The 26,581-nt window shown below is 58.5% G+C and carries 25 protein-coding genes; 4 read left to right on the forward strand and 21 right to left on the reverse strand.

Going from position 1 to position 26,581, the window contains the following annotated elements; all coding sequences use genetic code 11:
* Nucleotides 1-5: 5 nt before the first annotated feature.
* From fabK to C1713_RS04285, 19 genes are all read right to left on the reverse strand, one after another.
* Entirely contained in the window at nucleotides 6-953 is a 948-nt protein-coding gene (fabK, locus tag C1713_RS04190; protein WP_009442436.1) for an enoyl-[acyl-carrier-protein] reductase FabK, read from the reverse strand.
* A complete protein-coding gene (locus tag C1713_RS04195; protein WP_102493123.1) occupies nucleotides 953-1,957 on the reverse strand; it encodes a beta-ketoacyl-ACP synthase III in 1,005 nt (334 codons plus the stop codon). The genes fabK and C1713_RS04195 overlap by 1 nt, the downstream gene beginning before the upstream one ends.
* Nucleotides 1,950-2,966, reverse strand: coding sequence for a phosphate acyltransferase PlsX (gene plsX / locus C1713_RS04200; protein ID WP_009442438.1), 1,017 nt, complete (start codon nucleotides 2,964-2,966; stop codon nucleotides 1,950-1,952). The genes C1713_RS04195 and plsX overlap by 8 nt, the downstream gene beginning before the upstream one ends.
* A 27-nt stretch (nucleotides 2,967-2,993) precedes the next feature.
* On the reverse strand, nucleotides 2,994-3,548 hold the full coding sequence (gene fapR, locus C1713_RS04205; protein ID WP_009442439.1) for a transcription factor FapR: 555 nt from the start codon (nucleotides 3,546-3,548) through the stop codon (nucleotides 2,994-2,996).
* Between the two features lie 155 nt (nucleotides 3,549-3,703).
* Nucleotides 3,704-3,883 carry a 50S ribosomal protein L32 gene (gene rpmF, locus C1713_RS04210; protein WP_006306287.1) on the reverse strand — a complete coding sequence of 60 codons (180 nt, stop codon included), beginning with the start codon at nucleotides 3,881-3,883 and terminating at the stop codon, nucleotides 3,704-3,706.
* A 15-nt stretch (nucleotides 3,884-3,898) separates the two neighbouring features.
* Entirely contained in the window at nucleotides 3,899-4,399 is a 501-nt protein-coding gene (locus C1713_RS04215) for a YceD family protein (RefSeq protein WP_102493124.1), read from the reverse strand.
* Nucleotides 4,400-4,463: 64 nt separating this feature from the next.
* A complete protein-coding gene (locus tag C1713_RS04220) occupies nucleotides 4,464-5,003 on the reverse strand; it encodes a hypothetical protein (protein WP_009442443.1) in 540 nt (179 codons plus the stop codon).
* 36 nt (nucleotides 5,004-5,039) lie between these two features.
* Nucleotides 5,040-5,531: a pantetheine-phosphate adenylyltransferase gene (coaD, locus tag C1713_RS04225; protein WP_050341054.1), complete on the reverse strand. Its 492-nt coding sequence runs from the start codon at nucleotides 5,529-5,531 to the stop codon at nucleotides 5,040-5,042.
* On the reverse strand, nucleotides 5,528-6,082 hold the full coding sequence (rsmD, locus tag C1713_RS04230) for a 16S rRNA (guanine(966)-N(2))-methyltransferase RsmD (protein ID WP_102493125.1): 555 nt from the start codon (nucleotides 6,080-6,082) through the stop codon (nucleotides 5,528-5,530). The genes coaD and rsmD overlap by 4 nt, the downstream gene beginning before the upstream one ends.
* 1,603 nt (nucleotides 6,083-7,685) lie before the next feature.
* Nucleotides 7,686-9,494 (reverse strand): TIGR03986 family type III CRISPR-associated RAMP protein, encoded by a 1,809-nt coding sequence (locus C1713_RS04240; protein WP_102493126.1) that lies wholly within the window; start codon nucleotides 9,492-9,494, stop codon nucleotides 7,686-7,688.
* Nucleotides 9,487-10,089 (reverse strand): type III-D CRISPR-associated protein Csx19, encoded by a 603-nt coding sequence (csx19, locus tag C1713_RS04245; RefSeq protein ID WP_102493127.1) that lies wholly within the window; start codon nucleotides 10,087-10,089, stop codon nucleotides 9,487-9,489. The genes C1713_RS04240 and csx19 overlap by 8 nt, the downstream gene beginning before the upstream one ends.
* A complete protein-coding gene (locus tag C1713_RS04250) occupies nucleotides 10,086-11,471 on the reverse strand; it encodes an RAMP superfamily CRISPR-associated protein (RefSeq protein WP_102493128.1) in 1,386 nt (461 codons plus the stop codon). The genes csx19 and C1713_RS04250 overlap by 4 nt, the downstream gene beginning before the upstream one ends.
* Nucleotides 11,468-13,066 (reverse strand): hypothetical protein, encoded by a 1,599-nt coding sequence (locus C1713_RS04255; protein ID WP_245870966.1) that lies wholly within the window; start codon nucleotides 13,064-13,066, stop codon nucleotides 11,468-11,470. Before C1713_RS04255 ends, C1713_RS04250 begins: the two co-directional genes overlap by 4 nt.
* Before the next feature lie 5 nt (nucleotides 13,067-13,071).
* Nucleotides 13,072-13,929 carry an RAMP superfamily CRISPR-associated protein gene (locus C1713_RS04260; protein WP_009442451.1) on the reverse strand — a complete coding sequence of 286 codons (858 nt, stop codon included), beginning with the start codon at nucleotides 13,927-13,929 and terminating at the stop codon, nucleotides 13,072-13,074.
* Between the two features lie 2 nt (nucleotides 13,930-13,931).
* The gene (locus C1713_RS04265) at nucleotides 13,932-15,521 is read right to left on the reverse strand and encodes a Cas10/Cmr2 second palm domain-containing protein (RefSeq protein ID WP_102493129.1); all 1,590 of its coding nucleotides are present in this window, start codon (nucleotides 15,519-15,521) and stop codon (nucleotides 13,932-13,934) included.
* A 96-nt stretch (nucleotides 15,522-15,617) separates the two neighbouring features.
* Nucleotides 15,618-16,439, reverse strand: coding sequence for a CRISPR system precrRNA processing endoribonuclease RAMP protein Cas6 (gene cas6 / locus C1713_RS04270; protein WP_102493130.1), 822 nt, complete (start codon nucleotides 16,437-16,439; stop codon nucleotides 15,618-15,620).
* A 48-nt stretch (nucleotides 16,440-16,487) separates the two neighbouring features.
* On the reverse strand, nucleotides 16,488-16,853 hold the full coding sequence (locus C1713_RS04275) for a CRISPR-associated protein (protein ID WP_102493131.1): 366 nt from the start codon (nucleotides 16,851-16,853) through the stop codon (nucleotides 16,488-16,490).
* The gene (locus C1713_RS04280) at nucleotides 16,850-18,592 is read right to left on the reverse strand and encodes a TM1812 family CRISPR-associated protein (RefSeq protein ID WP_102493132.1); all 1,743 of its coding nucleotides are present in this window, start codon (nucleotides 18,590-18,592) and stop codon (nucleotides 16,850-16,852) included. Before C1713_RS04280 ends, C1713_RS04275 begins: the two co-directional genes overlap by 4 nt.
* Before the next feature lies 1 nt (nucleotide 18,593).
* Nucleotides 18,594-20,333, reverse strand: coding sequence for a TM1812 family CRISPR-associated protein (locus C1713_RS04285; RefSeq protein WP_170950765.1), 1,740 nt, complete (start codon nucleotides 20,331-20,333; stop codon nucleotides 18,594-18,596).
* Nucleotides 20,334-20,669: 336 nt separating this feature from the next.
* Between C1713_RS04285 and C1713_RS04290 the strand changes: the two genes are divergently transcribed.
* Nucleotides 20,670-22,364 carry a DUF4127 family protein gene (locus tag C1713_RS04290; protein ID WP_102493134.1) on the forward strand — a complete coding sequence of 565 codons (1,695 nt, stop codon included), beginning with the start codon at nucleotides 20,670-20,672 and terminating at the stop codon, nucleotides 22,362-22,364.
* A 57-nt stretch (nucleotides 22,365-22,421) separates the two neighbouring features.
* On the opposite strand, the gene C1713_RS04295 is transcribed toward C1713_RS04290, so the two are convergent.
* Nucleotides 22,422-22,820 carry an ExbD/TolR family protein gene (locus tag C1713_RS04295; protein WP_009442458.1) on the reverse strand — a complete coding sequence of 133 codons (399 nt, stop codon included), beginning with the start codon at nucleotides 22,818-22,820 and terminating at the stop codon, nucleotides 22,422-22,424.
* Entirely contained in the window at nucleotides 22,817-23,482 is a 666-nt protein-coding gene (locus C1713_RS04300) for a MotA/TolQ/ExbB proton channel family protein (protein WP_039980867.1), read from the reverse strand. Before C1713_RS04300 ends, C1713_RS04295 begins: the two co-directional genes overlap by 4 nt.
* Nucleotides 23,483-23,649: 167 nt before the next feature.
* On the opposite strand from C1713_RS04300, the gene C1713_RS04305 reads away from it, so the two are divergent.
* From C1713_RS04305 to C1713_RS04315, 3 genes are read left to right on the forward strand one after another with little or no spacing between them, the layout of a single operon-like run.
* Nucleotides 23,650-25,362: an ABC transporter ATP-binding protein/permease gene (locus C1713_RS04305; RefSeq protein ID WP_102493135.1), complete on the forward strand. Its 1,713-nt coding sequence runs from the start codon at nucleotides 23,650-23,652 to the stop codon at nucleotides 25,360-25,362.
* On the forward strand, nucleotides 25,352-26,197 hold the full coding sequence (locus C1713_RS04310; RefSeq protein ID WP_050341093.1) for a peptidoglycan recognition protein family protein: 846 nt from the start codon (nucleotides 25,352-25,354) through the stop codon (nucleotides 26,195-26,197). The genes C1713_RS04305 and C1713_RS04310 overlap by 11 nt, the downstream gene beginning before the upstream one ends.
* Nucleotides 26,198-26,226: 29 nt before the next feature.
* The gene (locus C1713_RS04315) at nucleotides 26,227-26,574 is read left to right on the forward strand and encodes a hypothetical protein (RefSeq protein ID WP_102493136.1); all 348 of its coding nucleotides are present in this window, start codon (nucleotides 26,227-26,229) and stop codon (nucleotides 26,572-26,574) included.
* Nucleotides 26,575-26,581 lie beyond the last annotated feature (7 nt).

Genomic DNA, 26,581 nt, shown 5'->3' on the forward strand with positions numbered 1-26,581 from the left:
ACTCCTTAGTCACAGACCTTGCGTGCGGCATCCATCGCGCCCGGCAGATCCCGCACAATATCCTCGATGATCTCCTTGACCGGCTTGATGTCTGAGAGCATGCCCGAGATCTCACCGATCATGACCGAGCCGTTCTCGACATCGCCCTCATGGGTGGCGCGGTGCAGACTGCCGACACCGAGCTGCTCGAGCTCCTCGTGCGACGCCCCCGCCGCCTCCATCTCCTCGTACTTGCGCGAGAGCTTATTGTGGAGGACGCGCGCAGGATGCCCGAGCGAGCGTCCCGTGACGACCGTCGAGCGATCCTTTGCCTTCAGAACGGCATTCTTGTAGTTCGGATGCGCAATACACTCCGTGCTCAGGACGAAGCGCGACCCCATCTGGATCGCCTGTGCGCCAAGGGCAAACGCCGCCGCCATACCGCGTGCATCACCGATGCCGCCCGCGCCGATGACGGGAACGTGGAGCGCATCCACCACCTGCGGCAGGAGTGCCATCGTCGTGATCTCGCCGATGTGACCGCCGGACTCCGTGCCCTCAGCGATCACGGCATCGACCCCCGTACGCTCTAGGCGGCGTGCGAGTGCCACAGAGGCGACAACAGGAATGACCTTCGAGCCGATTTCCTTGAGTGCGGGAACGTACTCGCCGGGATTGCCTGCGCCCGTCGTGATGACCGGCACGCGTTCCTCGAGGACGACCTGCATGACCTCTTTGACAAACGGACTCATGAGCATCACATTGACACCGAAGGGCTTATCCGTCCATCCCTTGACCTTCTGAATCTCGGCGCGGAGTGCGTCGGGCGGCATGTGACCTGCGCCGATGAGTCCTAGCCCGCCGGCATTGGAGACGGCGGAGGCAAGCTCCGCTGTGCCGATCCACGCCATGCCTCCCTGAAAAATAGGATACTTGATGCCAAGCATCTGACAGATCGGATTATGTTCAAACATTAACCGTTCTCCTCCTTCGCCCACTTCATAATACACGATGCCCATGTGAGTCCCGCACCGAACCCCGCGAGGGCGATATTGTCTCCCTTTTTGAACCGATGTGCGTGCGCCGCCTCCGCGAGGGCGACAGGGATGGACGCGGCAGACATATTGCCGTAATGATGAATATTTATAATAACTTTTTCCATCGGCATCGCCAATCGCTTGGCTGCCGCCTGGATAATACGGATATTCGCCTGATGCGGAACGAGATAGTCCAGCTCCTCCCTCTCCATCCCTGCACGATGGAGGGATGTCTCAACGGTCTTTCCCATGACCTTGGTGGCAAAGCGGAACACCGCCTTGCCGTCCATGTGAACGAAGTTGAGCCGCTGCTCAATCGTCTCCGGCGTAACGGGACAAAGGCTGCCGCTCGACGGGATATCGAGGGCATCCGCCCCCGAGCCGTCGCTGCCGAGATCGAACGCGCGCATGCCGTAGCCGTCCTCGACGGCACCGAAGACCGCTGCCCCTGCCCCATCACCAAAGAGGATACAGGTGTTGCGATCCGTCCAGTCAATGACCTTCGAGAGGGTCTCGCCGCCGATCACGAGGACGTGACGATAGACGCCGCTCTCGATGAACTGCGCCGCGATCGACGCAGCATAGACGAATCCGGAGCACGCCGCCGAGAGATCAAACGCTGCCGCGTGCTTCGCGCCGAGGCGATCCTGCAAAACGCACGCCGTCGCGGGAATGATGCGGTCGGAGGTGAGCGTCGCCATGATGATGAGATCGAGATCCGCTGCCGCAACACCGGCATCGGCAAGCGCCATCTCGGCAGCGCGCTGTGCCAGCGCCGAGACAGGCTCATCCGGTGCAGCAATACGTCGCTCGTGAATGCCCGTCCGCTCAACGATCCAGGCATCGTTCGTCTGCACCATCTTCTCCAGATCAAAGTTCGTCAGCACCCGTTCGGGGACATAGTACCCCGTTCCGAGGATGCCTGCACTAATCTTAGACACGGCCTGTTTCCTCCTCATCCTTTGCGAGTGCATCGCGAATCTGATCGAGCACCTTGCCGTTGACATAGCTGACGGTCACACCGATCGCACTCGCGATGGACTTTGCGTCCGAAGAGCCATGCCCGATCACACAGCAGCCGTTCACGCCGAGGAGCGGCGCGCCGCCGTACTCACGGACATCGAGGCGCTTGCCCAGATGCCGCAGGGTCGGCATGAGGAGCAGCGCGCCGAGTTTTGCCATCAGGCCTGCCCCGCGAATCTCCTCGCGGATCAGTCCCAGAATCGTCTTGGCAAGCCCCTCGGCGAACTTCAGCACGACATTTCCGACAAAGCCGTCGCAGACGACCACATCGAAATTCCCCTTGGGTACATCGCGCCCCTCAGCATTCCCGCAAAAGTATATATTCGGATCGGTCTTCAGGAGCGGGTACGTCTCCTTTGCCTGTTCATTCCCCTTCGTCTCCTCCTCGCCGATGTTGAGCAGGCCGACGCGCGGACGCTCGACGCCGAAGACATACTGGGCGTAGAGCGAGCCCATCACCGCGCTCTGCACCAGATGCTCGGGCTTCGAGTCTACGTTGGCGCCCGAGTCCAGCATTAGCGTCACACCGTCCGGGGTCGGCATCGGTGTTGCGATCGTGGGGCGGCTGACCCCACGGATGCGATGGAGGATGAGCTGTGCCGCCGTGACCGCAGCTCCCGTCGAGCCCGCGGAAAACACGGCGTCGCACTCTCCATCCTTCACCATGCACGTAGCGACGACAATCGAGGCGTCCTTCTTGGAGCGCACTGCCTCCGCCGGAGCCTCGTCCATGCCGATCACATCCGCCGCATGGACGATGGAGATATGCAGGGCATCCGTATCCGCTCCGCCCAGCTCCGCGCGAATCTTTGCCTCATCGCCGACCAGTACGATCTCGCAGTCGTATTTCTTCGCCGCATCAATCGCCCCACGGACAATCTCCTTCGGCGCAAAATCGCCGCCCATCGCATCAACTGCTATACGCATCCTGCACTCCCTTCTCCCCTGTCGTCCTCATTTTCCGAGTGAAACCACGATAAATTTGGCGCGGAAGACCTCCCGCCCATCACGGTAGGTCTTGACCCAGACAAAAATTTTATTGCCGCGTATCTTCACGATCTCCGCCTGTGCGATGACCGTATCCCCCTTGTAGATAGGGGTTTTATATTTGACGTTTGCGACCCCCGTGACCGCGAGCGGCGCATCGACAATCGCAAGTGCCAGTGAGTTTGCCTGTGAAAAGAGCGCCGTCCCGCGTGCGATCTCCGAGTCGGCAAAGAGGTGATCGTCCGTCACCTTCAGCGCCGACGTCCCACGCACTCCCAGCTCAAGGGACAGCAGATCGCCGACCACCTCCGCATGCGGGATGGCGCGCACCTTCTCACGCGCATTCTCGGCGAGCGTCCGCACACGGGCACGCAGCTCTGGGATCCCCAGCTCTGTGCGGTCGAGCCGTACCGTCTGCACGCTCACAGAGAGCCGTCGCGCCAGTGCCTCATCGGTCAGGAACGGCTCCTTGCGCACGGCAAGCACCAACGACTCCTGACGCCGTCGTTTCTTCTCCGTCATCGCGCCGTTCCCTCCTCTCGCTTCACTATCACTTTAGCACCTACTGCTATCAGTATGAAAGCATTATACTAGGTACTAAAAAGAAAAGCAAGAGAAAATCGCAAAAAAACAGCTGCAAAAAGCCTTTCGACTTCTTGCAGCTGTTCGCTTCGTCCTCATTCAGCCGCCTCGGCCACAGGTTTTCCGTCATAGTAACCGCACTCCATGCACACGTGATGCGGGAGCTTCGGCTCATGACACTGCGGGCACGATACATAGTGCGGTGCTTCGAGCTTCCAGTTGGCACGGCGACGGTCGCGACGTGCCTTCGAGGTCTTTCTCTTTGGTACTGCCACTTTGGATACACCTCCTTAATCGTTCTTGAGCAGGCTCTCTAAAGCCGCCAGTCGGGGATCGGGGACAAACGTATTGCACGTACATGTCCCCTCATTCAGGTTCTGTCCGCAGACCGGACAGAGCCCCTTACAGTCAGACTTACACAGCTCACGCAGCGGCTCAGCCACAAGGAGGGTATCGCGCACGAGCGGGTCAAGGACGATGGTCTCACCATCGTAGCCCTCCGTCTCATCCGCTTCTCCCGGAGTCTTCGCATAGTCCTCAGAAAAATCATACGTATTTTCCCGCTCGCCTTCGGCAAGACAGCGGTCACAGACAAACGCACGGACAGCCCGCACCGTCCCCACAATACGGAAGGACGTCCCGGTATCCATCACCGTTCCTTCAACATGCACCGCCCCACGATAGGCAGCGGTGCTGTCCCCAAGATCCAGAGATTCCGGCGTCACCGCAAATGTGAATTCACGGCTTTCCCCCGGAGCAGATGCCAAAGCGGCGACATCCAGCTTCATCATGACGCATGACCTTTCACATTATAGCGGTGGTTTTCCCCATTGTCAAGGCTGGTTTTCATGCTGCTCAGAGTTCCTGTCCGTCGCCCTGCGGCGCATTCATCTGTGCCTTGGCCGTGCGCAGGACATTGAGCGCCTGATTCAGCCCGGCCTCCGCCTGCTGGACGCCCTTGAACGTACTGCCGACGTGGGCGATCAGCTGCTCGAACACCTGATTTGCATAGGCATCCGCATCGCTCTGCAAACGCGTGGCATTCGCCTGCGACTGCTCCATCAGCTCGCGCGCCTGATCCTGCGACTGCTGCATGATCGCCCGCGCACGCTCCTTCGCCTGGATGACGATCTCGCTCTCCTCGAGGAGCTGATTGGCGCGCGCCTCAGCTGCACTGACGATATTCTTCGCCTGCTCATTGGCGCGGGCGATGATCCCCTCCTGCTCCTGCATGATCTCCGCCGCACGGTTCAACTCCTTGGGGAGATCCATGCGCAGCTCCTCCACGAGATGCACAATCTCATCATCATTCACCAGTGCCTTATCGCTAAAGGGAAGATGCGAGGCATCCGCAACGAGGTCTTCCAGTTTCTTCAGCGTATCCGTTACTGCCATAAATCTAGCTCCTTTTCCTGCGCACCATACGGCACGTTATCCCCGGCGGGGTTTTTCATACAGTTTCAGAATCGCCTGCTCCACAGGCGGCGGGACAATCCCCTGCACCGGCCCACGGAAGCGGATCAGCTCGCGCACCCCCGAGGAACTGATGAACGTCAGATCCGGGCGCGTGAGCAAAAAAATCGTATCGCTCTCGGGCATGAGGTGGCGCACCATCGCCGCATGATTCTCCTCATACTCAAAATCCTTCACCGAGCGCAGGCCGCGCACCACGACGTGTGCCCCCTCCCGCCGCATATAGTCGGTCAGCAGGCCGGAGGACACATCCACGCGCACATTCGGCACATGTGCCGTCGCCGTGCGGAGAAACTCGACGCGCTGCTCCAGAGGGAAACATCCCTCCTTGGCGACATTGTGGAAAATGCAGACAATGAGCTCATCGAACATGGACGCTGCGCGCTCCACAATATCAATGTGCCCCGTCGTTACGGGATCGAAACTCCCGGCAAAAACCGCCCGTCTCATCCCTGCTCCTCCTCTGCATAAAAACAGATCCGCGCCGCACCGCAGCGCCGCTCGCGCACCATGCGGAGTGCCCCCGCCTGCGGAACGATCTCCTCTCCCGCCCCCTGTTCGAGGACGAGGAGACCTCCCGCAGCGAGCAGCGCGCCGCGAGCCGCCGCCTCCAACATGCGGGCATTATCGCCGTGCGCATAGGGCGGGTCGGCAAAGATGAGGTCGAACGTACGTCCCTCACGTGCGAGCTCTGCGGCGGCGGCATAGACATCACTGCGGCGGATCTCCGCGCGCCCTGCGAGCTTCGTGCGTGCCGCATTCTCCGCGAGAATGGCATGCGTCGTGCGGTCGACGAGCACGGCGGACGCCGCTCCACGCGAGAGTGCCTCCAGCGCGAGCGCCCCCGTCCCAGCAAAGAGATCGAGCACGCGCGCATCGACCACGCGGCTGCCGAGCATACTGAAAAGTGCCTCACGCGTGCGGTCGGCAGTCGGGCGCGTCCCATCCCCCGCAGGAGATTTCAGGCGCGTACCGCGTGCGCTCCCCGTGATGATCCGCATCGCATTCCTCCTGCCAGTCATTAGACTTTCCTATTTTACCACAATTCGCATTCGCATTTCAACCTGCTTCCCGTATCACACGAAATGAAAAAAGTGGCTGCCGCTCTGAGGGAAAGAATTTCGCGCAGCAAAAAGCCGGAACGATGCAGCTCGTTCCGACAATATTGACAACGATATCTCACAGATCATGTTGAAGCTTCTGTGCAAACGCTTCTATATAAGAAGCGATACGCGAATGTTTCCTTTCGCCCCCACCACCGCTTCGCGGTCCCCCTCCCCCGCTCGCGCAGGGGAGGCTTTTCGTTTACGGCATGTCGGCTTCTCGCCCCGATGCGCGGGACGCGGACTGCTGCAAAGTCCCGTCGCAGCGCGAAGGGCTACGGTATTTTAGCTTCCCTCGCCGATGCGGGGGAGCGGTCAACGTCTGCCAATCACACTTCGTTTTACTCGTGTTCTTGGGACGTTTTCCCATACGACCTGTTTCCCGTTCAGCTGTGCCCTATGGGCTTGCTTCTCGGACAGGTCAGTAAGTGGCGAGCGCAGCGAGCCGATAGGGGCGCTCATGCCGCACGCGGCTTTGTTTGTGGTGCAACCACGAGGAGGGATTGGTTATGTCTGCTTACTTCTGGTTTCAATGCCGCACGCGGCTATTCCCTTTCGCCCCCACCACCGCTTCGCGGTCCCCCTCCCCCGCTCGCGCAGGGGAGGCTTTTCGTTTACGGCACGTCAGCTTCTCGCTCCGATGCGCAGGATGCGGGCTGCTGCAAAGTCCCGTCGCAGCGTGAAGGGCTACGGTATTTTAGCTTCCCCCGCCGATGCGGGAGAGCGGTCAACGTCTGCCATTCACACTTCGTTTTACTCGTGTTCTTGGGACGTTTTCCCATACGACCTGTTTCCCGTTCAGCTGTGCCCTATGGGCTTTCTTCTCGGACAGGTCAGTAAGTGGCGAGCGCAGCGAGCCGATAGGGGCGCCCATGCCGCACATGGCTTTGTGTGTGGTGCAGCGGACAATAGGAGGTTTTCCTCATGAAAAGAAAGTTTCAATGCCGCACGCGGCTTTGTGTGTGGTGCAGCCTCATCGCTCGCAGCCCTTGTCCCCCTGGGGGAAAAAGCCCTTTTGGAAAGTCTCCGGAAATTTGAGCGTTCTGACGGAAAATATGTGAAATATCTGTTCCTATTCAGCTGCTCTCTCCGGCGCAATCCCTTGCGCGATCAGCACCTAGCACGCCCATGAGCAAATTGGAAAGTCTCGACGGTGTTATGCGGCTTTGCGGCACATCCCCACGACGTTCCATTTCGTTCTCTGCACCGTCTATATCATAGCAGAGACTACGCCAAATGACAAGTGTTTGCCCATGCAAAGAGGGTGCTGCACAAAGCGAAAACCTTCGTACAGCACCCCCTTGGCATTATGTCGGCGGTGTCGCTGCAAGCCCCCCTTCCACCGCGTCCTTTACTTTAGGAAGCACTGATAAATTCGGTACAACCATCTTGACGCATCTTTTTTGCCCGCACTTCGGCGGAAAATCCTCCACAGAGCACCACTCTGCGTCCGGTTTTCCACCTCGTTCGGACGAAAAAATCTACGCCAATCTGGCAGACCTCATTTTATCAGTGTTTCCTTTACATCCAGTGCTGTTGGCAGTATCGCGCGTCCTTGGAACCGTTTGTCCCCTTGTCCAATAGTCATCTGTGCGATTTTCTCCTCCCATTTCGGGTCTTTCGTGTGATCCCATCGGAGGAGGTGGACGAGTTCCTTTTGCGCTTTTTCATAGCGTGCGCGTACGTCTTTACCGAGACGATCCAGTTCTCTCTCGAACGCCTGTATGTAGGCGTTCATCTCGGTTTCCCGCTCTGCGGTATTCCAGCCGCCCTCTCCATCAAAGGCACTGTGGTAGGAGTCCTCCGTATCGGTGAGGAATAGCCGCGGGGTGATCTCTATGCTGCCAAGTCCGATGGATTTCCCCTTGCCAATCTTGCAGAGGAGGCGTCCGCCGCATAGGCAGAGCACCTTGAGCAGTGCACCGAGTTCATCCTCGGACAGGCGCTCGAAGCGGATGCTGCCGTAGAATGTGTTTCCGGCGGCCACGGGTTGGATCTTGCGCTGGGTTTGTGTGTTCGGCTCATCCTGTTCTCTGTTCATCCAAGCTGTCCCATTTTTCTGATGCCAGTAGAGTTTGTAGCCGCGAATGGGGACACCTGCAGAGTCCCAATGGGCGAGCCGATTCGCCCCGTTTTTCTGTTCGAGGTAGAGCTGTACGGCGGTGGGTTTCGGTGCGCTGAGGATCTGCGGGAAGTGCGGGGCTTCGGTCCGCGGGGTCTCTTTTGGCACGGCGTCGGCAAAGGCAAGGCGGCTCGCCCAGAGTTCTTTACACCCGCTGCGGCGATTCGTCTGCTCCCTGCCTACTCGCGCACATTCCCGCTCTTCCCGGCGTCCGAAGAGGGCATCGGTGTAGTCGATCCGTTCACTCTCCATGCGTAGGACGTGATCCCCGATGCTCATGTGGTAGGCAATGCGATAAAATCTGCCAAAGCCAAAATGTGCAATCTCCCCCTGCGCATCTGTCTTGTAGAAGCAGGGGGCAACAAATCGGATGTCGTCCCATCCTGTGAAGGACGCTGCGGCGTCCCCCTTTTTTGCACAAAAATGCCCCTTCTCTTTGTCCAGCAGTTCGACGCCCTTGCGGCTGCTGTCCTCACGATATGCCTGCACGACGTGATCGGGGACGGGGATGCGCTGCGTCCAGTCCGGGTCACGATGGCGGGTATAGGTGCCTTTCTTGTGCATCCGTCCCGTGTAACAGTCCGCCCGTCCACTCCCCGGTTCGCCCCAGCGGACTTCATTCTCCGGCTGTCTGCCCACTCCGTAGGTCATGATGTCAAATTCCGCCGGACAGATATAGTAGCCGTCGTCGCCGGTCTGCTGCACGAGATAGCCCGCCTCTGCCTTGGTTTCGGATATGGTGTTCGTCCCCTTCCGAACGGTCGTCGCCATCTCCGTCGTGTAGAGTTTGCGCATATTGTCCTTTTTTTCTGCCATGGTACGGAAGTAGAGCACCTGATCGTGATAGTCCTCGCCCGCCCGCATGGCGCTGCAGGTGACGATCTTAAAGAGATTTTTGATCATGCCGCGCAGTGAGCTGCCCGGAAGGATGGGGATGCCCGTCGGCGCGAAAAAGTTCTCGACGGCGTCCCCCGCATCGACGCCTGTGCCAATAAAGACGGGGGTCAGTGTCTTGATCTCTAGATCGATTCGGCCACTCAGGCGTCCCTTTGCAAGAACATGGGCACAATAGTTCTCGACGCGCTCCGCATCGCTCATGGCATCCCCTTCGATGGGCGAGGTGAGTACGCCCTGCGGCAGAGATACGAAGTTGTACGGTGCTGTTGCCGTATCGTAGTCCTTAGCCATTGGTCTCCTCCTCCATATCCGCCGCTGTGATGCGGCAGTACCGATGATCGACATACCCCGCCTGTCCTGTGGTATGGATGCCGATGTAGCTACGCGTCACGAGTCCGACATATACGGTATTCTCTGTGCTGTCCTCCATTTTGGGCAGGGTCAGCTCCAGTTTACGCTCGGGGTCGCGCAGGGTCATCCATGCGCTGTGTTTCTCCTCTTCCCGCGCGGCGTCGCTCCTGCTTCCCCAGAAGCGTGCGAGGGTGTCGACGTACTCCGCCGCCTCTCCCTCATCGTCGGTGCGAAAGCGTCCGATGAGTCGGTCGTTCTCGCGCTGCAGATGGAGTTCGCTCGTTTCGTTGAAGATGCGGAGTTCGATGAGCAGTTTCGTGTTCAGTGGCGCCTCATCGGGAAAGGAGAATGTGCCCTGCTGCCATGTCCCACAGCGTATTTCATTCACCTGCCAGAGTACGGCGGTCGCTTTCTGCACGTTCCGTTGTGTAAGTTCGCGAGAAAGTTTTTCCGCTGAGGCAGGGATGTCGACGGTCTCTACTGCGCTTTTTCCCGCACAAATGCAGCGCATTTTCTGTTTCTTCTCCTTGCTCATGTCGCATCCTCCTCGCACAGTGCGGTCACATATCCCTGCAGTGTCTGCACAGTGTCCGCCGCAAAGCTTTGTCCCTGCGTGAGCTCGTAACAGCGCCCTCGGTAATGGATGACGGCGTGCAGTCCCTCCAGTGTGCCGCGGCCGATGGATTTCTCCCCGCCGATTGCCGTACGCCCCAGCCAGAGGTCCTTGAGGAGGAGGACGCAAAGCCCTGCCTCCTGCTCATTTGCCTGCCGCACGCCGAAGCGGAGGGTGACGGAGCGACCCCCGTCTTTCTCCCGCCATACCGGCGCGGTAGAAAAGAGTGCGGAGGGGATTGTCCCGCCTGTAAAGCGGTCGATGCGGCTGCGCATCTGTGTGTGCATCTCGGCGTCGACGACGGTTTCCTCGACGATGAAGCGACCGCGGGCGGCCGTCGTCCCCATGAGGCGGTCGATGAAGGCCTCTGCCTCTGCCTGTGTCTGTTCTTTTCCCAATGCGTATAGGATGTATGCGGCGCGATGGCGCAGGACGCCCTTGAGACTTGTGCCGGGGATGATGTTCTGCCCTGCAGCATTCGTCTTCATGCGGGCGTCAGGGCTTTTCTCAGCGTCCGCCGCCGCTAGTGGATCCACACTGTCACGCACGATCAGTGCGCCGGTGAGTGCAAAGTCCGCTGTGATGACGAAGTCCCCCTTTGCAGGCGGCGGTTCTGCCTGCGCCGTATCGTCATACGCCATGTGCCAAGCAGCATTTCCCCGCTGGGGCGAGAGCCACGCGATGGCGTCCTCTGTCCTGCGGAAGTCATAGCAGTCCACGACCATATCCCGCAGCTGCATGCGTCCAAATCCCTTGGTGGTGAGCGCACCGACATGAAAGCCACCGCGCAGGAGTTCACTCAGGCGGAGAAGAGTTTCTTTCAGCATGTGCTCGTCTTTCTGATGGACGCGGCGCAGGAGGATCTCGGCATAGAACGGGCCGCCTGCCCCGCTCTCGACGATTTCGTAGTCGTATTTATGTGCGTCGATTGCCGTCCCTGTCACGTCGTCGATGTGGACGCCGTCACGGGATCCGATCACTGCATCGTTGAGCTCTACGTCATAGAGGGAGACAGCGCTCTGACGCTCGTCGCATACGCTCTCCCCACCGGTGCGGTGCATTGTGCCGAACAGGATGTCTGCCGCACATGGGGTGTCTGCTTCGATGAAGCTGCGCAGCGCTCCTGCCAGCGATGTGCCGGGGATGAACGGTACGCCGTCCTTGCTGCGCAGGACGTGGATGTCTCGATCGTTCCGGTCCTCCCCGCTTTCTCCTTCGCCGATGAGCAGCGGCGCCGCAAGGTGCAGTCTCCCCCGCACGGTAATGCGTCCCAGTATTTGCGCTGGGTTCACGTTCGTATTCATGCGCTTTCGCCCCCCTTCTCCGGCTTTCCTGCCGTTTTTCTTGCAAAGCGGAAGAATGTGTGCCAGTATGCGTAAAACACTTCTTCCTGCTTCAGGAGTGCCGCCGTGCCGCCCCATACGCCGATTTCTTTTCCTGCGTCGATGAGGTCTTGATCTGCGGTGACGTTCTGTCGCTCCCGTGCAGCATAGGGCATTTCCTCGTGTATGATCTCTCCGAGGTAGGATCGGAGGGGACGCCCTTCGACCCTGACGTTCTCCAGCATTTTGCCGAGCGGCATCTCTTTTTTTGTGTCCAATACGATCTGCCGTATACGCTCACATGCGCCCTGCGGGCGTATGCCGAGAGCACTGTCTAGTCGTGCAAATGCATGAGATGCATCGGGCGGGAATGTCCTGCGGGCGCGCCCTGCATCCTCTGCCGCCAGCACGCGGATCTGTTCGATGATGTGGGCGAGGATGATCTGCTCTGCGATGCGTCTGCTCTCTGTGCAGAGCTCGCGTGCTTCGGGTGTGGGCGGGTCCTGCGCGATGCAGCAGAGCCCCCTGCCGTCCCAGATGCGCAGCTGTCCGAACCCCTCCTCTGTGCGGCGCCCAACGCCGCTGCACAGGATGGCGTTCACCGCCTCCATGTCACAGGGCTGCCAGCCGCCTGTTTTTCGGACGGCAAACACGGTTCCCGCGCTGAGCGCCGTCTCGCGTGGGCGGCGCATTCCCCATACGCCGACAAAGTTGTCAATGTCCTCCGCCTGCGCATAGATGCTGCGCTGTTCCTCTGCCAGTAGGAAGCCGCCATCTGTCCCTGCATTGAGCGCGTCGACGACTTCGTCGAGCATGGAGCGTGCATCCCCCGGCACGGCTCTATGCGGCAGGAAGGGTGTCTCGCATCGGAGGCAGAAGCGTTCCTCGGTCGGGATGGGCGGCGGGAGTATATCCTCTGCCGGCGTCACGGTGATCTCGCATTGTCCATACTGTGTATATTTGGAGCGTCCTGCACAGCAAGAGAATGTCTCTGTGCCGATGGTGCCGCAGAGAAGGCGTAGCTCTTCCTCTGCGCCGCAGATCAGTCCCTCAAAGCTCTGCCCCTGCGCAATCGCTTCGTAGTTGTATATGCCGCCGTCCATGCTCCTGCCGGCGAGACGTTCCTTGCCGCTGCCGCCATTCAGATCACTGCGGCTGATGTGGAGGCGGATCTCCTTCTGCACGGCGACGGGGTGCAGTCCTTTGTCGCAGACGGCGGCAAAGCCCCGTATACTCTTGAAGCCCCCATCACGCGGAGCCTCTCCGTACATGAGGTCACAAATCGCACTGCCGTCCTTCGCGCGCTGTACGGAGAGCGGCAGCGGGATTGCGCGCGTCTGCGTCAGAGGCTCGACGGGATAGGCATTAACGAAGCGCAGGCCGCCATAAAAGAGGCGCATGAAGTCGTCATTCTCATGCGCCGCATTCTCAAGCGCAGCAGCCTTGATGAAGCGTGCGGCAAAGATGCCGCGCAGTACGGAGCCGCTGAAGCTGTCCTGCGTCGCGGTCATGACGGATGTATGTCCCGGTGCGGAGAGGATCATCGGTGCTTTTGTTCGGATTCGAACCTTCATCATCTGCATCAGCGTCTGCCCCCTTTCCGCCCCTGACGCCCGAGTGCCTTCGTTATGAGCGCAGGTACGATGTCTTTGCCGTTCTGCCGCAGGGTACATCCGATCCTGCCAAATCCGCGTGTCCGTTTTCCGCCGCACTGCGAGAGGTTACGTACGGCAAGGGCGAGGATGCACAGATGCTCTATGTCTGCGTTGACTAGCCGGATTTCACCACTGAACTCTGCCCCCTTTTCGATGACGCGCATGTTGTGCAGTGTGGTCTGCTCTGCTATGCCCGTCTCACGGTTGATCCGTGTTTGCCAGCGCAGGTTCGCGTAGACGCCGAGGACGTCTTCCGGACGAAAGATGGAGGGATACTTTTCCTCCAGATGCTTGAGATCTGCATGGATCTCCTCGTACTGTTCCATATAGAGGTTGTGTAGGATGAGCTGCACCTGCCCCACACGTCCGCGCTGAAAGAGTGTATCGAGCGCCGCCCTGTCAAAGAGGTCGAGTTCCGCCGTCTCTGCCATCTCTGCAACCTCGCAGCCACTCTCATAGAGCAGTCCTTTGAGCCGCTTGGCGGGGAAATACGGCAGTCCGACATCATCCTGTACCACGTCCGCATCGACGTGGATATCTGCGTAGCCTGTGCCGAGATGGAGCGGGGAGAATGTTCGGATGTGGATGCGAATCGGGGCAGCGGGGTCGATATCTCCGAGGCCAGCAGGCTGTGCCTGCATCATGGCAAACGGATCTACGGTGTCGGCCTGCCGTATCTGCGGTTCATCTGGTTCTCGGGTGCTCTGGCGGACAATTGGTTCTTTCTTTCCATACTTGATTTTTTTCTGCCCTGTTTTGCCGTCTTTATTCCGGTTCTTTGCCATCACTACACCTCCCCATCCATGACATAGTCCATGAGTTCAATCGCATCCATATAGGGTGTGCGCTCCTGTTCCCACAGGTTCTCCGCGTAGGCACGCCACGCAGGTACATCGGGCAGCTGCAGGTTCAGATGACCTAGTTGTGTCATAAACTGCTGCTGCTCGTGTTTTCCATAGGCAAGGACGCGCCGCAGTTCCTTGACCTTGTTCCGCGGAAGCCTACGCAGCCCCCGTACGCCCGCAAGGAGTGCGGTGATGTGCCGCTCATCCGTCGCACCCGCTCCGTCCGTATCAACGCGGTACGGGCCAAAGTGCAGATCGCCGCGCGCACCGCGATACTCCCGTGCCCGGAACTGTTCCAGTGTCGGCGGCTGCTCGCCGTGCAGGATGGCAAAGTCGAGCCAGCAGGAGTCCACCTCGTGTCCTGCCGCACGTTCCAGCGCACGCATCTCGTTCTTCGCTGCGCCGCATAGCTCCTCTGCCATCTCGTAGGCACGAAAGAACGGGTATGAGGTGTTCACGATGGTGATGCCAGCGCAGGAGGCAATGTTTTTCTCCATCAGGTGCTGCATCAGAAATGCCGAGAACTCCACGGCAGCCTTGCCCGCGCAGACGAAGGTCATATCGTCGCCGCCCAGAACGATAGGACGAACGGGAAGGGTGCAGAGCCCATGCTCGTCTCTGAGATCGAGACTGTCCTTGTACCGGTCAATATGCTCCACGATGTGTTTGACGAGTGCGGCAAAGGCGGCAAGGGTATCGTGACGGATGCCACGCGAACGTCGGATGTATGCGGTCAGTGTTTCGCAGCCTTGAAATTTCCGCCCCATGTTGTTGCCATCGATATGCACGACGGCAATATCATTCTTCGGCGTTTTCTGTCCAAGGCGGGCGAACTCGACGGGGAAGTCATAGCGTCCGATAAAGTGTTCCTGCTCTTCGGGCGTGAAGACGGTCATGAGTTTGTCCATGAGTGCCTGCTGCACATCCGCCTCTTCACTTCCCGACGGGAATGTGGGATGCAGTTTGGCGGCGACTTCCCACGAGCAGAAGCGACCGCCTACCCATGCGTTTGCCGTCTCCCCGGTCTCGCTGCACGCAAGGGTCAGCCCGGTGTAGGGTACGTTGACTGCCGGAAATACGGTGTTCTGCCCCTCCTTGAGTCGGTCGAAGAGAGGGTTCAGCCGCTCCGCTCCAATGTAGCGTCCGTCCGCCGCGAGTTCGAGGGTGCCGGTCGCCGCACCGGTATGAAGCCCGGGTGCATGGATCAGGAGCTTTTTCGTGAACGCAGCGATGACGGCGCTCAGGATGTCGTCGTCCACATGCTCCGCAAAGAGAAGCAATGCCTTGCCGCCGCCGATGTAGCCCACACGCGCTGCTGCCGTCATGGACGACCAATCGGTGTCCTCCGGCCGCTTCCACGACATGTCATCCAGTGTATCCGCCCCTAGGATTTCACGCACTGCCGGAAGAAGTATCTTCTCGAAGACAGCCTCCACAAGATAGGACGCTCCGATGTTTGTCTTGAGCTGATTGCTCGAGAAGATGTACTTCTGTATGGAGCGCGTATCAAAGAGTATTGCCTTGTACTGCATAGCTCGACCTCCTCAATATAGAATACATTCTATTTCGGCATTTCTACTCTTTTTCCCTTCATCTTTGATAGCAATTCTATAAGACAATCCTTATTTTTATCCGAGTGCCACGATGGTCTCCCCAAAGCCCTGTGCGGTCAGGCGACCTACGCCACAGAACGGGGCGAACTGCGCGAGCAGGAGGATGATTTCCCGTTCCTCTGGGGAGAGTCGTCCTATGCTGAACGCAAACGTCCCTGTGAACCCCGGCATCGTTTTGCGCTCACTCTGACGAATCCTGACACCCGCGCCCCGCCAGTCCAGCGGTATGAGTTTCGCCGCGACCATGCGCACGATGTCTTTGTCCACGGCAAAGGGAAGCCCCTGCCATGTCCACTTGTCCGCGAGGGAGGCGAAGATGAGCGCGGGACGTGGGACGGCACAGTCGTCCTTGTCCACGCGAAAGACGGTCGGCGAGCGGAATGAAACGCGTATTTTCTGTGCATCCTCCGCCGAAAGTGCCGCAGCGATCAGTTCCTCCTCCGCGATGACACCCGTGTTTTCCCGTCCGTCGGCAAGGATTTCCTCGACGATGAAGGAGAGCTGCCCTGCCTCCAGCACTGTTCCGAGCGGAATCCGAAGGAGTGCCGCAAGTACGTTCTCGTCGAGTGCCGTCAGCCGCAGCAGCAGTTCCTCCCCCTCTGCGTAGTGCGGTTCGTTGAGCTCCTGTGCGCGGAGGACGGCTGTGGCACTTCTGCCAGTGCGCCGAAAAAATCCGATGGTGAAGGGTTTCATCTTCCGTGCATGAAGCTCGCTCGCGAACGCCGCATCGTATGTAGCGATGCAGCGAAAGAGCGCTCCGTGCAGCAGCTTGCCGGGGAACATGGAGTAGTGTCCGCCGCGCTCCGTGCGCAGGCGGAGGACAAGGATGCCTAACATATTTTCCTCCTAAGGGCGCAGGTACTCTATGCAGAGGGGTGCCTGCAATCAGTAGGCGCGGAAGCGGCGAAATAGAAAGCGTGACTCGCGTACAATCTCCCCGTTCTCATCCGTGCGCTCGCGTACAAGGCGTTCGCTGCACGCGGAGAGGACGGCAATCCCTGCGTCTTTTAGCAGGGATACGAGTGCAAAGGTATAGGTAAACTCGCCCTGCACAAGCACCGCCATCGGTTTTCGCGCGAGAATCTCCTGCGCGTTTTCCTCTGCCAGACGGTGTACCGCCTGCGCGTCCCAGTCGGCGGGGATGCGCGGGAAGGGAAGATCGACAATGGTTCCATACGCCTCTGCGGCCTGTCTCTGCCCATCCTCCCAACGCGAGGAGGGGTGGTTGGTATGGTTGATAAATTCCGTCATGCCTGCTCCTTTGCCATGCGGCACGCGATCTCGGTGTCTGTTAGGATCTTCTCCATGATGTTCTTGAGGCTGTCCACCGCCATACGCCCCTTCTCCGCGCGCGCATGATTGGTATGGTTGCGCTCATCTTTGATGACAAAATACTTGTCGAGAATATCCTCTGCGAGATTTTTATCCCTCGGCTCGATTCCTGCCTCATACAGCCGACATGCCCCCGGTTTCCACTCAATGTCAAGGAATGGACATTTACTGTCTTGGCTGCCCAAGATTCTAATGAGCTTTGCTACAACGAAATTATCTTTATTGGCAAGCAAAGCATCCCAGTCTCCCTTCGTGGCGTCTATGTATATCGGTTTGATCTGTTCCAGATACATACGGCCATGTTCTGTATGCTGTAAACTGCACTTCTCAGGGCTGCGCATACGGTTCAGCCACAGGAGGAAGGCGCGCAGCGTCTCCGCATCTTTCAGACGAACCTCGAAACGATCCGAGAGTCTCCCATCAACAAACTCGTTAATTTTATCCTCCGTCACTTCCTGCCGAAATTCCTTAAAGAACCGTTGTCGTTTTTCTCGCCATTCATTTCTCGCTTTTTGAAAGTTCTTCATATTTTTGCACTTGAATTCAGTGACCAGAAAGACCCCTCTGTTCCGATGCATGGAGTCCTCTTCCAGCTTGCATTCAAATAGCGCCTGCACCTCCTCGGACGATAGTGATAGAAAGCCGGACGCTACGAGTGCCTCCGGGACGCGTTCGGTAACGAGCGTCATCGCCTGCTGGAGGAGGTCATGTGCAATACACCAGCGGATGAGCGCGATGTCGTCAAGTTCCTCCTTCAGGATCTTCGCATAGTCCTCCTCGATGCGCCCGAGCATCTGATGCATGAGTTCATCACTCTGTTTTGCTTCCGCCGTTGCATTGCCTGTCGCGGCGGATGAAAATGCTGTGATCGACCGCTGAAGTTCCACAATCGCATCGCGCAGATCGCCATAGTGGCAGAGTTTTAGCTCCTCGGCGAATTTACGCATTGACGCAAGCAGTGCTCTGAGTGCCTGACTTTTTTCGCGCTGCTCAAAGAAACGGTTCATCACTGTGACTTCTCCGTGGCGGACGAACTCCTCCGCCCCTGCGACGAGGTCGAAGAAGGAATAGAGCGGGTTGACCTCCTCGACTCGTTTTTTGTTGTAATCGGAGTAGAGGACTTTGCCGATGCGGATGTTCTCATATTGGAGCAGCCGCATGAGCGCGACGAGGATCATGGAGGCATTGCGCAGCCCACCCGTAACGTCAACGTGGAGGATAATCTCTGTGTCGGGATGATCCTTTCTGACGGCCTTTGCATAGCGGCGCACATGGGAGGCGACGTCGATGAGCACGTTCGTATTTTCCTCTATCGGCTCATTCTCGTCAAAGTCAATCGCCTCAGCGATCTGCTCCGCGTGCGGCACGATATCCGATATCCGGTGCAGGAAGTAGTCATAATGCGTCTGCTCCCAGTCATGCGTGGCGTTATAGCCTTGAATAGCCCCCGCCACCTTGTTCGTCCGCACGAGAAAGAGGCGTGACAGCCGGTCTGCGGGCTCATGCGCTCCGCTAAGAAGATAGCGAACGGCAGATTCATTTGTCGTATGGCATTTCTTTTTTTCGCCGATGTTCTGGTAGTCTGCAACGGATATTGCACCCGTCTCCCGAACGAGTTTGACGTCGCTCAAGAAGCATAGCATGATGTTCGTCCGCATATTACCGCTCCTCCTGTGAATTTGATGCTGCCGCAGAAAGTTCTGCCAGTACATTGTCCAGCAAGTCTACGATCTCCCTGCGCCCCAGTGTATTTTCTGCAGTCGCATGGTTGACCTGATTGCGCTGCCCACGCAGGTAGAAGTACGCACGCAGGCAGGACAGCATCGGCTCCCTGCCGCAGTCCGTCTTCACAATCCCCATGGTCTCCAGCATTTTGATCCATGTATCCTCCCACGCTGCCCAGCGCTCCTCTATATCGTTGGGGTTGCCCTGCCGAAAGGTACACTGCTTAATCCCGAGCAGACGATAGACCAGGAGATTGTTCTTTTTCTTCAAAATCTGCGACTTGATCAGATGCCACGCATTGTTGTCTTGTAAAAGCCCGCGTACTGTCCACGATTGTCCGCTGTTTCCCTTCTCGAGGCTTATGCAGACGAGCTCATAAATTTCCAGAACATCTGCTGGGAGCGTCCTCAGTCCTTCCATATTACTCCGCAGCTGGGAAAACGTCTGCCTCACGCCTCGCACGGCTGAGACGAGCGAGGGTGCGCCCTCTGGAACAATGCCGGATTCCAGTGCATCCGTAAGTATGGGGCGGTAGGTATCAACGCACATCTCTTGAATCGCGTTCCAATAGAATGCGGGACTGATGATGAAGTTCTGCATCCAGCCGGGGTGCATCCGATCTACCGCCTGCTCCGCGCAAGGCATATACGCCGACACAGGATAGACAATCCCCTGCCGGACGAAGCACACGGGAATCCACTCGGTCGCGAGTGTCATGGCCTGTTGGAGCAGTCCCTTCTCTATGCACCAGCGGATGATCGGCACGTAGCGCTCCGCTTCATCCTCTGTCTCTCCGAGCAATTCGCCATAGCCCTCGGTGATCGTATCAATGAGCTGCATGAACATACGATCGTCAACCGTACGGTCTTCCTCGGGCACGTCCAAAAATATCGTAATCGCTGTACTCAGTGCGGAAAGCGCCGGTGGGATATTACCCGTCTGACAGATCTGGATGGCATCCGAAAACGTGTGCATGGCACGAAGCACGCCCTTGAGAGCGTCGCTGATCGGCTTGCCGGAGCTGCCGCTTTCTGCATCGTAGTCAAAATACTCCTCAATCGTCCGGGAAATGCCATAGGAAACGAATGCATCCGCTCCCGCGACCAATTTATAGACATCAATGGTGCCATGCACATCAAATATGCGGTTTTCGAGCGACAATGTCTTGAAATCCGCATAGATCATCTTCTCAACCCGCATTCCATCATACTGCAAAAACTGCATGACGGATGTCATCATCATGGTGACATAGCGTGCCCCGCCTGTAATATCCGCATAGATGTGACAGGCATGCCATTCGGCGAATCCACCGGCATCTGCCTTGATGCGTTCGGTCAGAGATGCGACCTGACTCTCGATGTCCTCGATCAGTGTATCCTCATGATAGTGGAGTAGTATTGGTATGAAGTCCGTCTCCACGAGCGCAGGACGCAGTCGTTTCATCCGACTGCACCAGAACTCGAACTGACTGGGGTATTCGCTGCGCTGTCCGTGCTCCTCGACCACAAGGCCTCTATCCTCGCCGCCCATCTCCGCCGAGAGGCACTGCGGCGTTACGAGGCAATAGACACGGTGTAGACGCTCCCTCTTCTGTGCCAGCAGATCGACCACATTCGCAAGCGGTGCTTCGTTCGTCTGGAATCCCGGGAACGGCTCACTTCCCACCTCCAGCACAAAAGCACCTTCTCTGACAACAGAAATTCGCAGCCCGGTTTCCGCATCGGGATCTTTTTCGCATCGTACCGGGCTGAAAAAATTAATTGCAATATTCTGATTCATGAACGCGCACCCCCCCTAAGTTATCTCTTATTTTATCTAAAATTAACGCAATAGGCAAGAAATAGATTCTCATATTATCTGCTATGCTCAAGCGGTCGCAGTGCACACATTTGTCCCATTTTCCCTGCACCTTTCCGAACGGCTTGTTGCTTCTACAGCAAACAACGGATTGCAGAACAGTGTGGTATCCAGTAAAATACTTCTGATAAAGCAAACGAAGGGGGATTCTGCATGAAGCAAAGTTTCGGGATGATCACCGCTTTTCTCGCGCTCTCCCTCCTCCTTTTTCATTTTGCCTTCCATCCCATATACGCGGGAGAGTGGCAGCCGCTCTCCACCGCTATGGAGGATGGGGCAGTGCGGCGCCCCATTTTGCTCGTCCCGCTCGATTCGCGTCCGCCGTGCGGGGCGTTTGTCGTAAACGGCGGCAAAATCATTGGACGGGAGGTCATGACGCCGCCGTCCGAGCTGATGGACTACTACTCCATGGCAGGCGACACGGCAGCGATGCGAAGCTGGGTGGCTGCGCATATCCATGAGGCGGATGCCGCCATTCTCTCGGTCGATCAGCTGCTCTCGGGCGGTCTGCTCGCCGCACGCGAGGCGCATATCTCGGTGGAGGACATCGACGCGCTCACCGCGTATCTCCGTGACCTACACGCAGCGCATCCCGATGTCCCCCTGCACGCGTTCTATATTCTGCCGCGCGCGATCCCGCAAGACGGTATCGAGGGCTGGCGCGAGCGGCGCGCGCTCCTCGCCTATGCCCGTCTCCTAGGGCGCGCGGGCGCAGGGCTGTCGGTCGATGCGGAGGAAATGGCACGTCTGCGCGCCGAGATCCCCGATGCGGATCTGCAAAAGTATCTTGCGCACTTCGACGAGAGCACGGCACTCGCCGCCATGCTCATTACGCTCACCGAGGAGGGCACGCTCACACGCCTTGTGCTCGGGCAGGACGACGGCGAGGAGTTCTCCGTCGGCAATCTGAAAAAGGCGGAGCTCTCCGCCCTGCTCACACAAAAAAATATCGCCCCGGAGCGGGCGATGATTGTGCACGGGGCGGATGAGATCGCGCTCTCAATGCTCGCGCGGATGGCCATCGATGATCTGCGTGCGCGCGGCGGCGCCCCTCCACGCATTTCACTCCGCTATGCGCGTGACGATATGGCAGACGCTGTCTTTCCTTTTATGGCGGTCTCGAACGATGTGACGGCACGGGAGAAGATCTCCATGCTCGGCGGCACGCTCGCACCGGATGATGCGAACAGCGACCTAACCCTCTTCATCGCGGCGGGCGACAATGACGCGGATACGCTTGGCACACGCACACCCTCTGCCGCCGCGATCCATCGGCTGCTTTCCGCAGAAAAATCCGTCGCACTCGTCGATCTATCGCGCCATTTTCGTGCGGAGGAGACACTGCTCCCCATTCTGACCGAAAAAAATGTCCCCGTGAACGCCCTGACAGCATACGCGGGGTGGAATACGGCGAGCAACGCCATCGGTACGGCAGTCGCGGAGGCCGTTCTCTACCACTGCGCCATGAAAAATGCCGCGACAGCAGAGGAGCGGGAACGCGCCGCCGCTGCAAATCTCGCCTTTCTCACAGGGCGCATGGCAGAGGACGAGTTCTACCTCAAGGAGACGATTGACCGCGTGAACGACGCGCTCCGCCGTGCGGGCTATGCGAACAGTGCCGATCTCGATCTCACGCGAAACTGGCGCTGGGCGAACGATCTCCTGATGAACGATCTGAGCCGGTGCATGAGGAGCTATGAATCAACCGCCGCATTCCGCATGCCCGTGATCCAAAACGGCATGATGCTGCGGGTCGTGCGGAGCAATATCACAGCGTACTACCCGTGGCCGCGCACGTTCGAGGTGCGACTGGAGGCTGCGCCCGTGGTGGAACGAAAGATGCCATAAAGATAGGGGCTGCTGTACGAAGCGAAATCGTACAGAGCAGCCCCTGTTTCTATTCCCTTACTGCGCCGCTAGTCCAAAGCGCGTAATCCCCGCTTGGCGGAAGCGATCCAGCAGCTCCATGACGCCGCTGTAGTTCATATCCCCATCCGCGCGCACGACGACGGCAAAGCGCGGATTTTTTTGTGACTCCATGCGTGCCTGCTGTACGAGGGTATCCGCATCAATCGGCTGATCCTCGAGCCAGAGCGAGCCATCTTTGCGCACCGTGACGAGATAGGTCACGTTCAGCTGCGTCTGTGCCGACTGCGCCTTGGGGAGGTTGACATCCACGGTCTTGACGTTGACCATGTAGAGTGTACTCATGATGAAGAAGACGAGCAGGAAGAACATGATGTCGATCATCGGGATGATGACGACCTCAGGCTTTCCGAATGCCCTGCGGTCACGCAGTCTCATTGTGCCGCCCCCTCCGCTGCATCGTCCGCCGTGACGCCGGCAGCGTCGGCGAGAGCGAGACGGCTGCTCTCAGCAGCGGAAAAGCACATCTCCATATCCGTGACGATGTTCTCGATCCGCTGGGAGAAATACGCATGCACCATCAGGGCGACGAGGGCAACGCAGAGTCCCATCGCCGTCGCAATCAGCGCCTCACCGATGCCGCCCGTGATCGCCGCCGGCTCGCCCGCCTGGATGTTGAACACGCTGAACGTCGTAATCATGCCGCTGATCGTCCCTAGGAGGCCAAGAAGCGGCGCCATCGTCACGATCACGCTCAGGTAGTAGATGCGCCGCCGCATCTTGGAGAGGGCGATGCCGGACTGGATCTCCATGTAGGCACTCATCCGATCGGCGCGGCTGCTGTTCTTGGTGATCGCACTGAACAGAATGTCGGCAATCGCGCCGCGCTGGTCGCGTGCAAGGGCAAGCGCCTCCGCATAGCGAGCATTGGCAATATGGAGCATGAAGGCGTGCGCAAACGCACGTCCTGCATCCGCGCGTGCAAAGTAAAATGCGCGCTCGATTCCAATAAAGACAACAAAAATGGACGCAATCGCCAAGAAATACATGACGATGCCGCCCTGCTTAAAAAATGTGATGCCCTGCGCGATAGAATCCATGGCAAGTCCTTTCCCCTCGATCCCCATATAGACGATACAGCTGTATTCTACTATATATTGATGTGTTCGTCAATGATAGCATCTTTCATTTCCCGATGCGCTCCCTTGCGGTTCTGATGAAAAAATACTATAATAAATACCGTTCGTTCAAAAAAGGAGGATACAGCGTGAAACTGCCCCTCATCCGTGGCTTTTGGCAGCTGTTCAAGGGATATTGGAGCTCTGCGGAAAAGTGGAAAGCGCGCGGACTGCTTGCATCCGTGATCGTGCTCAATCTCGTCATGGTCTATCTGCTCGTCCGCATCAATGACTGGTACCGCAATTTCTACGATGCACTCCAAGCGTATGACTGGGCTTCCTTTTGGCCGCTCATCGGCACGTTTACGGGGCTTGCCCTCCTCTACATCGTCATTGCCGTCTATGCCGTCTATCTGCGGCAGATGCTGACGATCCACTGGCGCACATGGATGACGGAGGAGTATCTCACGCGCTGGATGCGTGGGCAGGTCTACTACCGTCTGCAGGTACTGCGCAGCGACACGGACAACCCCGACCAGCGTATCAGCGAGGACATCAACCAGTTCGTCACGCTGACGCTGACGCTTCTCGTCGGCGCACTGAAACAGCTCACGACACTCGGCGCATTCGCCGTCGTGCTGTGGAATCTGTCGGGGGCGCTCACCGTCCCCATCGGGAGTGAGGCATTCACCATCTACGGCTATATGTTCTGGCTGTCCCTCCTCTATGCGGGCGTTGGCAGCGTCCTCGTCCATCTGGTCGGGCGAAAACTCATCCGACTGAATTTCGATCAGCAGCGCTACGAGGCGGATTTCCGTTTCAGCATGATGCGCGTGCGGGAGAACAGCGAGAGCATCGCGTTCTATCGCGGCGAGATGGCAGAGACACAGGGGTTCAAGGAACGCTTTGCCAATGTCATTAAAAACTACTGGGGGCTGATGCGGCGGACGAAGCTGCTGAACTTCTATGTGAACGGCTACGGGCAGCTCGCTATTATCTTTCCGCTCATCATGGCGGCGCCACGCTACTATGCGGGCGAGATCGCCCTCGGCGGTCTGATGCAGACCATCTCGGCATTCGGCCGTGTGCAGGATGCGCTGTCCTTCTTCGTTGACTCCTACAGCTCCATCGCCGAGCTGTCCGCCGTCATCCAGCGACTGTCGGGCTTTACTGCGCATATCAACGAGGCCGCTGCCGTTCCGCCCATGATCGTCCACGAGGACGATGCGGAGGACGCATTGCGTCTCAGTGATCTGCACGTCGCGCTCCCGCACGGTGCGGAGCTCTTTGCCGTCTCCGCACTGACCCTGCCAGAGGGCAGCCGCGTGCTCGTTACGGGGGAGTCGGGCGTCGGCAAGAGCACGCTCCTGCGCGCTGTCGCAGGGATTTGGTTTGCGGGCAGCGGCACTGTGACGATGCCTGAACGCTCGTCGCGCCTCTTCCTCCCGCAGCATCCCTATCTGCCGCTCGGCACACTCCGCCGCGCACTCTCCTACCCGTGTACGGCGGCCGTCTCTGATACGGAGATGGCGCACGTGCTCGCGCAGGTTGGACTCCCCCACCTCGCGCCACGCCTATCCGACACGGACGACTGGAGCCGTATCCTGTCGCTCGGTGAGCAGCAGCGTCTTGCCTTTGCACGCATCCTGCTCATCCGCCCCGACTGGATCTTTCTCGATGAGGCAACATCCGCCCTCGACGAGCCGCGCGAACGTGCCCTGTACGAGCTGCTCCGACAGGAGCTTCCTGCGTCGGGCATCATCAGCGTCGGGCATCGCTCGACCCTCTATGCGCTGCATGAGACGGAGCTGCGCATCCACGACCACACGATCATTTCCCGGGAGATTCCACATGAACCGTAGAGACTTTCTGCGCCGCATGACCCTCGTTGGCATCGGTGCAGCCCTTTTCCCCTTTTTTCCCGATGCGGCAGAGGCATCATGGTACATTCCCTCCGCCCTTCCGGGCGTGACGATAAAGCCGACGTATCTCTCCTTTGGCGCACTCGAAAACCGCTTTGTCACGGACTGCATCGTCATTCATCACATCGGCAACACGAACGCAGATGTCTCCGCCGCGACCGTCCATGAGTGGCATCTGCACAATGGCTGGGCGGGCATCGGCTACCACTTCCTCATCCGCAAGGACGGCACGATCGAGGAGGGACGCCCCATGGGCACCGTCGGCGCACATGTCTACGGCGAGAATCGACATACCGTCGGCATCAACATCGTCGGAAATTTCGAGGACGCTGTACCGACCGAGGCACAGAAACACAGCGCCGCGCATCTGATCGCCGCCCTCTGCACCGTCTATCAGCTGGATCCCATCTGGGGCGTCACGGTAAAGGGGCACCGCGACTTTAACGCGACAGCCTGTCCCGGCCGCTATCTCTATGCAGAGCTGCCGGAGATCGTGGAGGAGGCACGCGTCTACTACGGCTCGGATGAGCTGCAGACGGAGCGCCTGCGCATCATGCAGCAGGAGCGTGCGGAGCAGGAACAACAGCGGGCACGCATGCGCACGCGTATGGAGGCGGCGCAGAATAAGAACGGCCGCCCGTCACATCCCACGCCGAGCGCACCCAATCCGCCCGTACAGCCTGCGCCTGAGAAGCCGTCGTTGCGTCCAAACAAGCGTCCTGACCTACCAAAACCTGGCAATCTGCCGACGCAGCGGCGCATCGCATCCAATTAGCCCGAACAAAACGATGGAGGTGAAGATCCATGGGGTTCCACTACCGGTGGTTTGACCGCGATCAGGAAAAAATGGACGAAATGGGCATTCCGCTGACCCGCGCGCAGATCGACGAGCGCGAGCGGGCACAAGAGCCGCAGCGTCTCTTCTCCCGTGGGGAGCAGACCGGCATCGTCCTCACGGCACTGATCTTCGCCTATGGGTGGACACAGGACGACACGGCACTCGCCTTCTTCTGTCTGTCCTTCCTCATCTTTGAGCTGCGCAAAATCGCAGCACATTTTTCCGCCGCCTACGGAAATAGCATTGCGAACGCCATGCAGGGCTTTAGTCTTGCCCTGCTCCTCGGTGCATTCGCCATGCTATTTATGAACTGACTCCCTC

Origin of the sequence: Centipeda felix (assembly GCF_900186465.1) — a bacterium.
Lineage (GTDB): Bacteria > Bacillota > Negativicutes > Selenomonadales > Selenomonadaceae > Centipeda > Centipeda felix.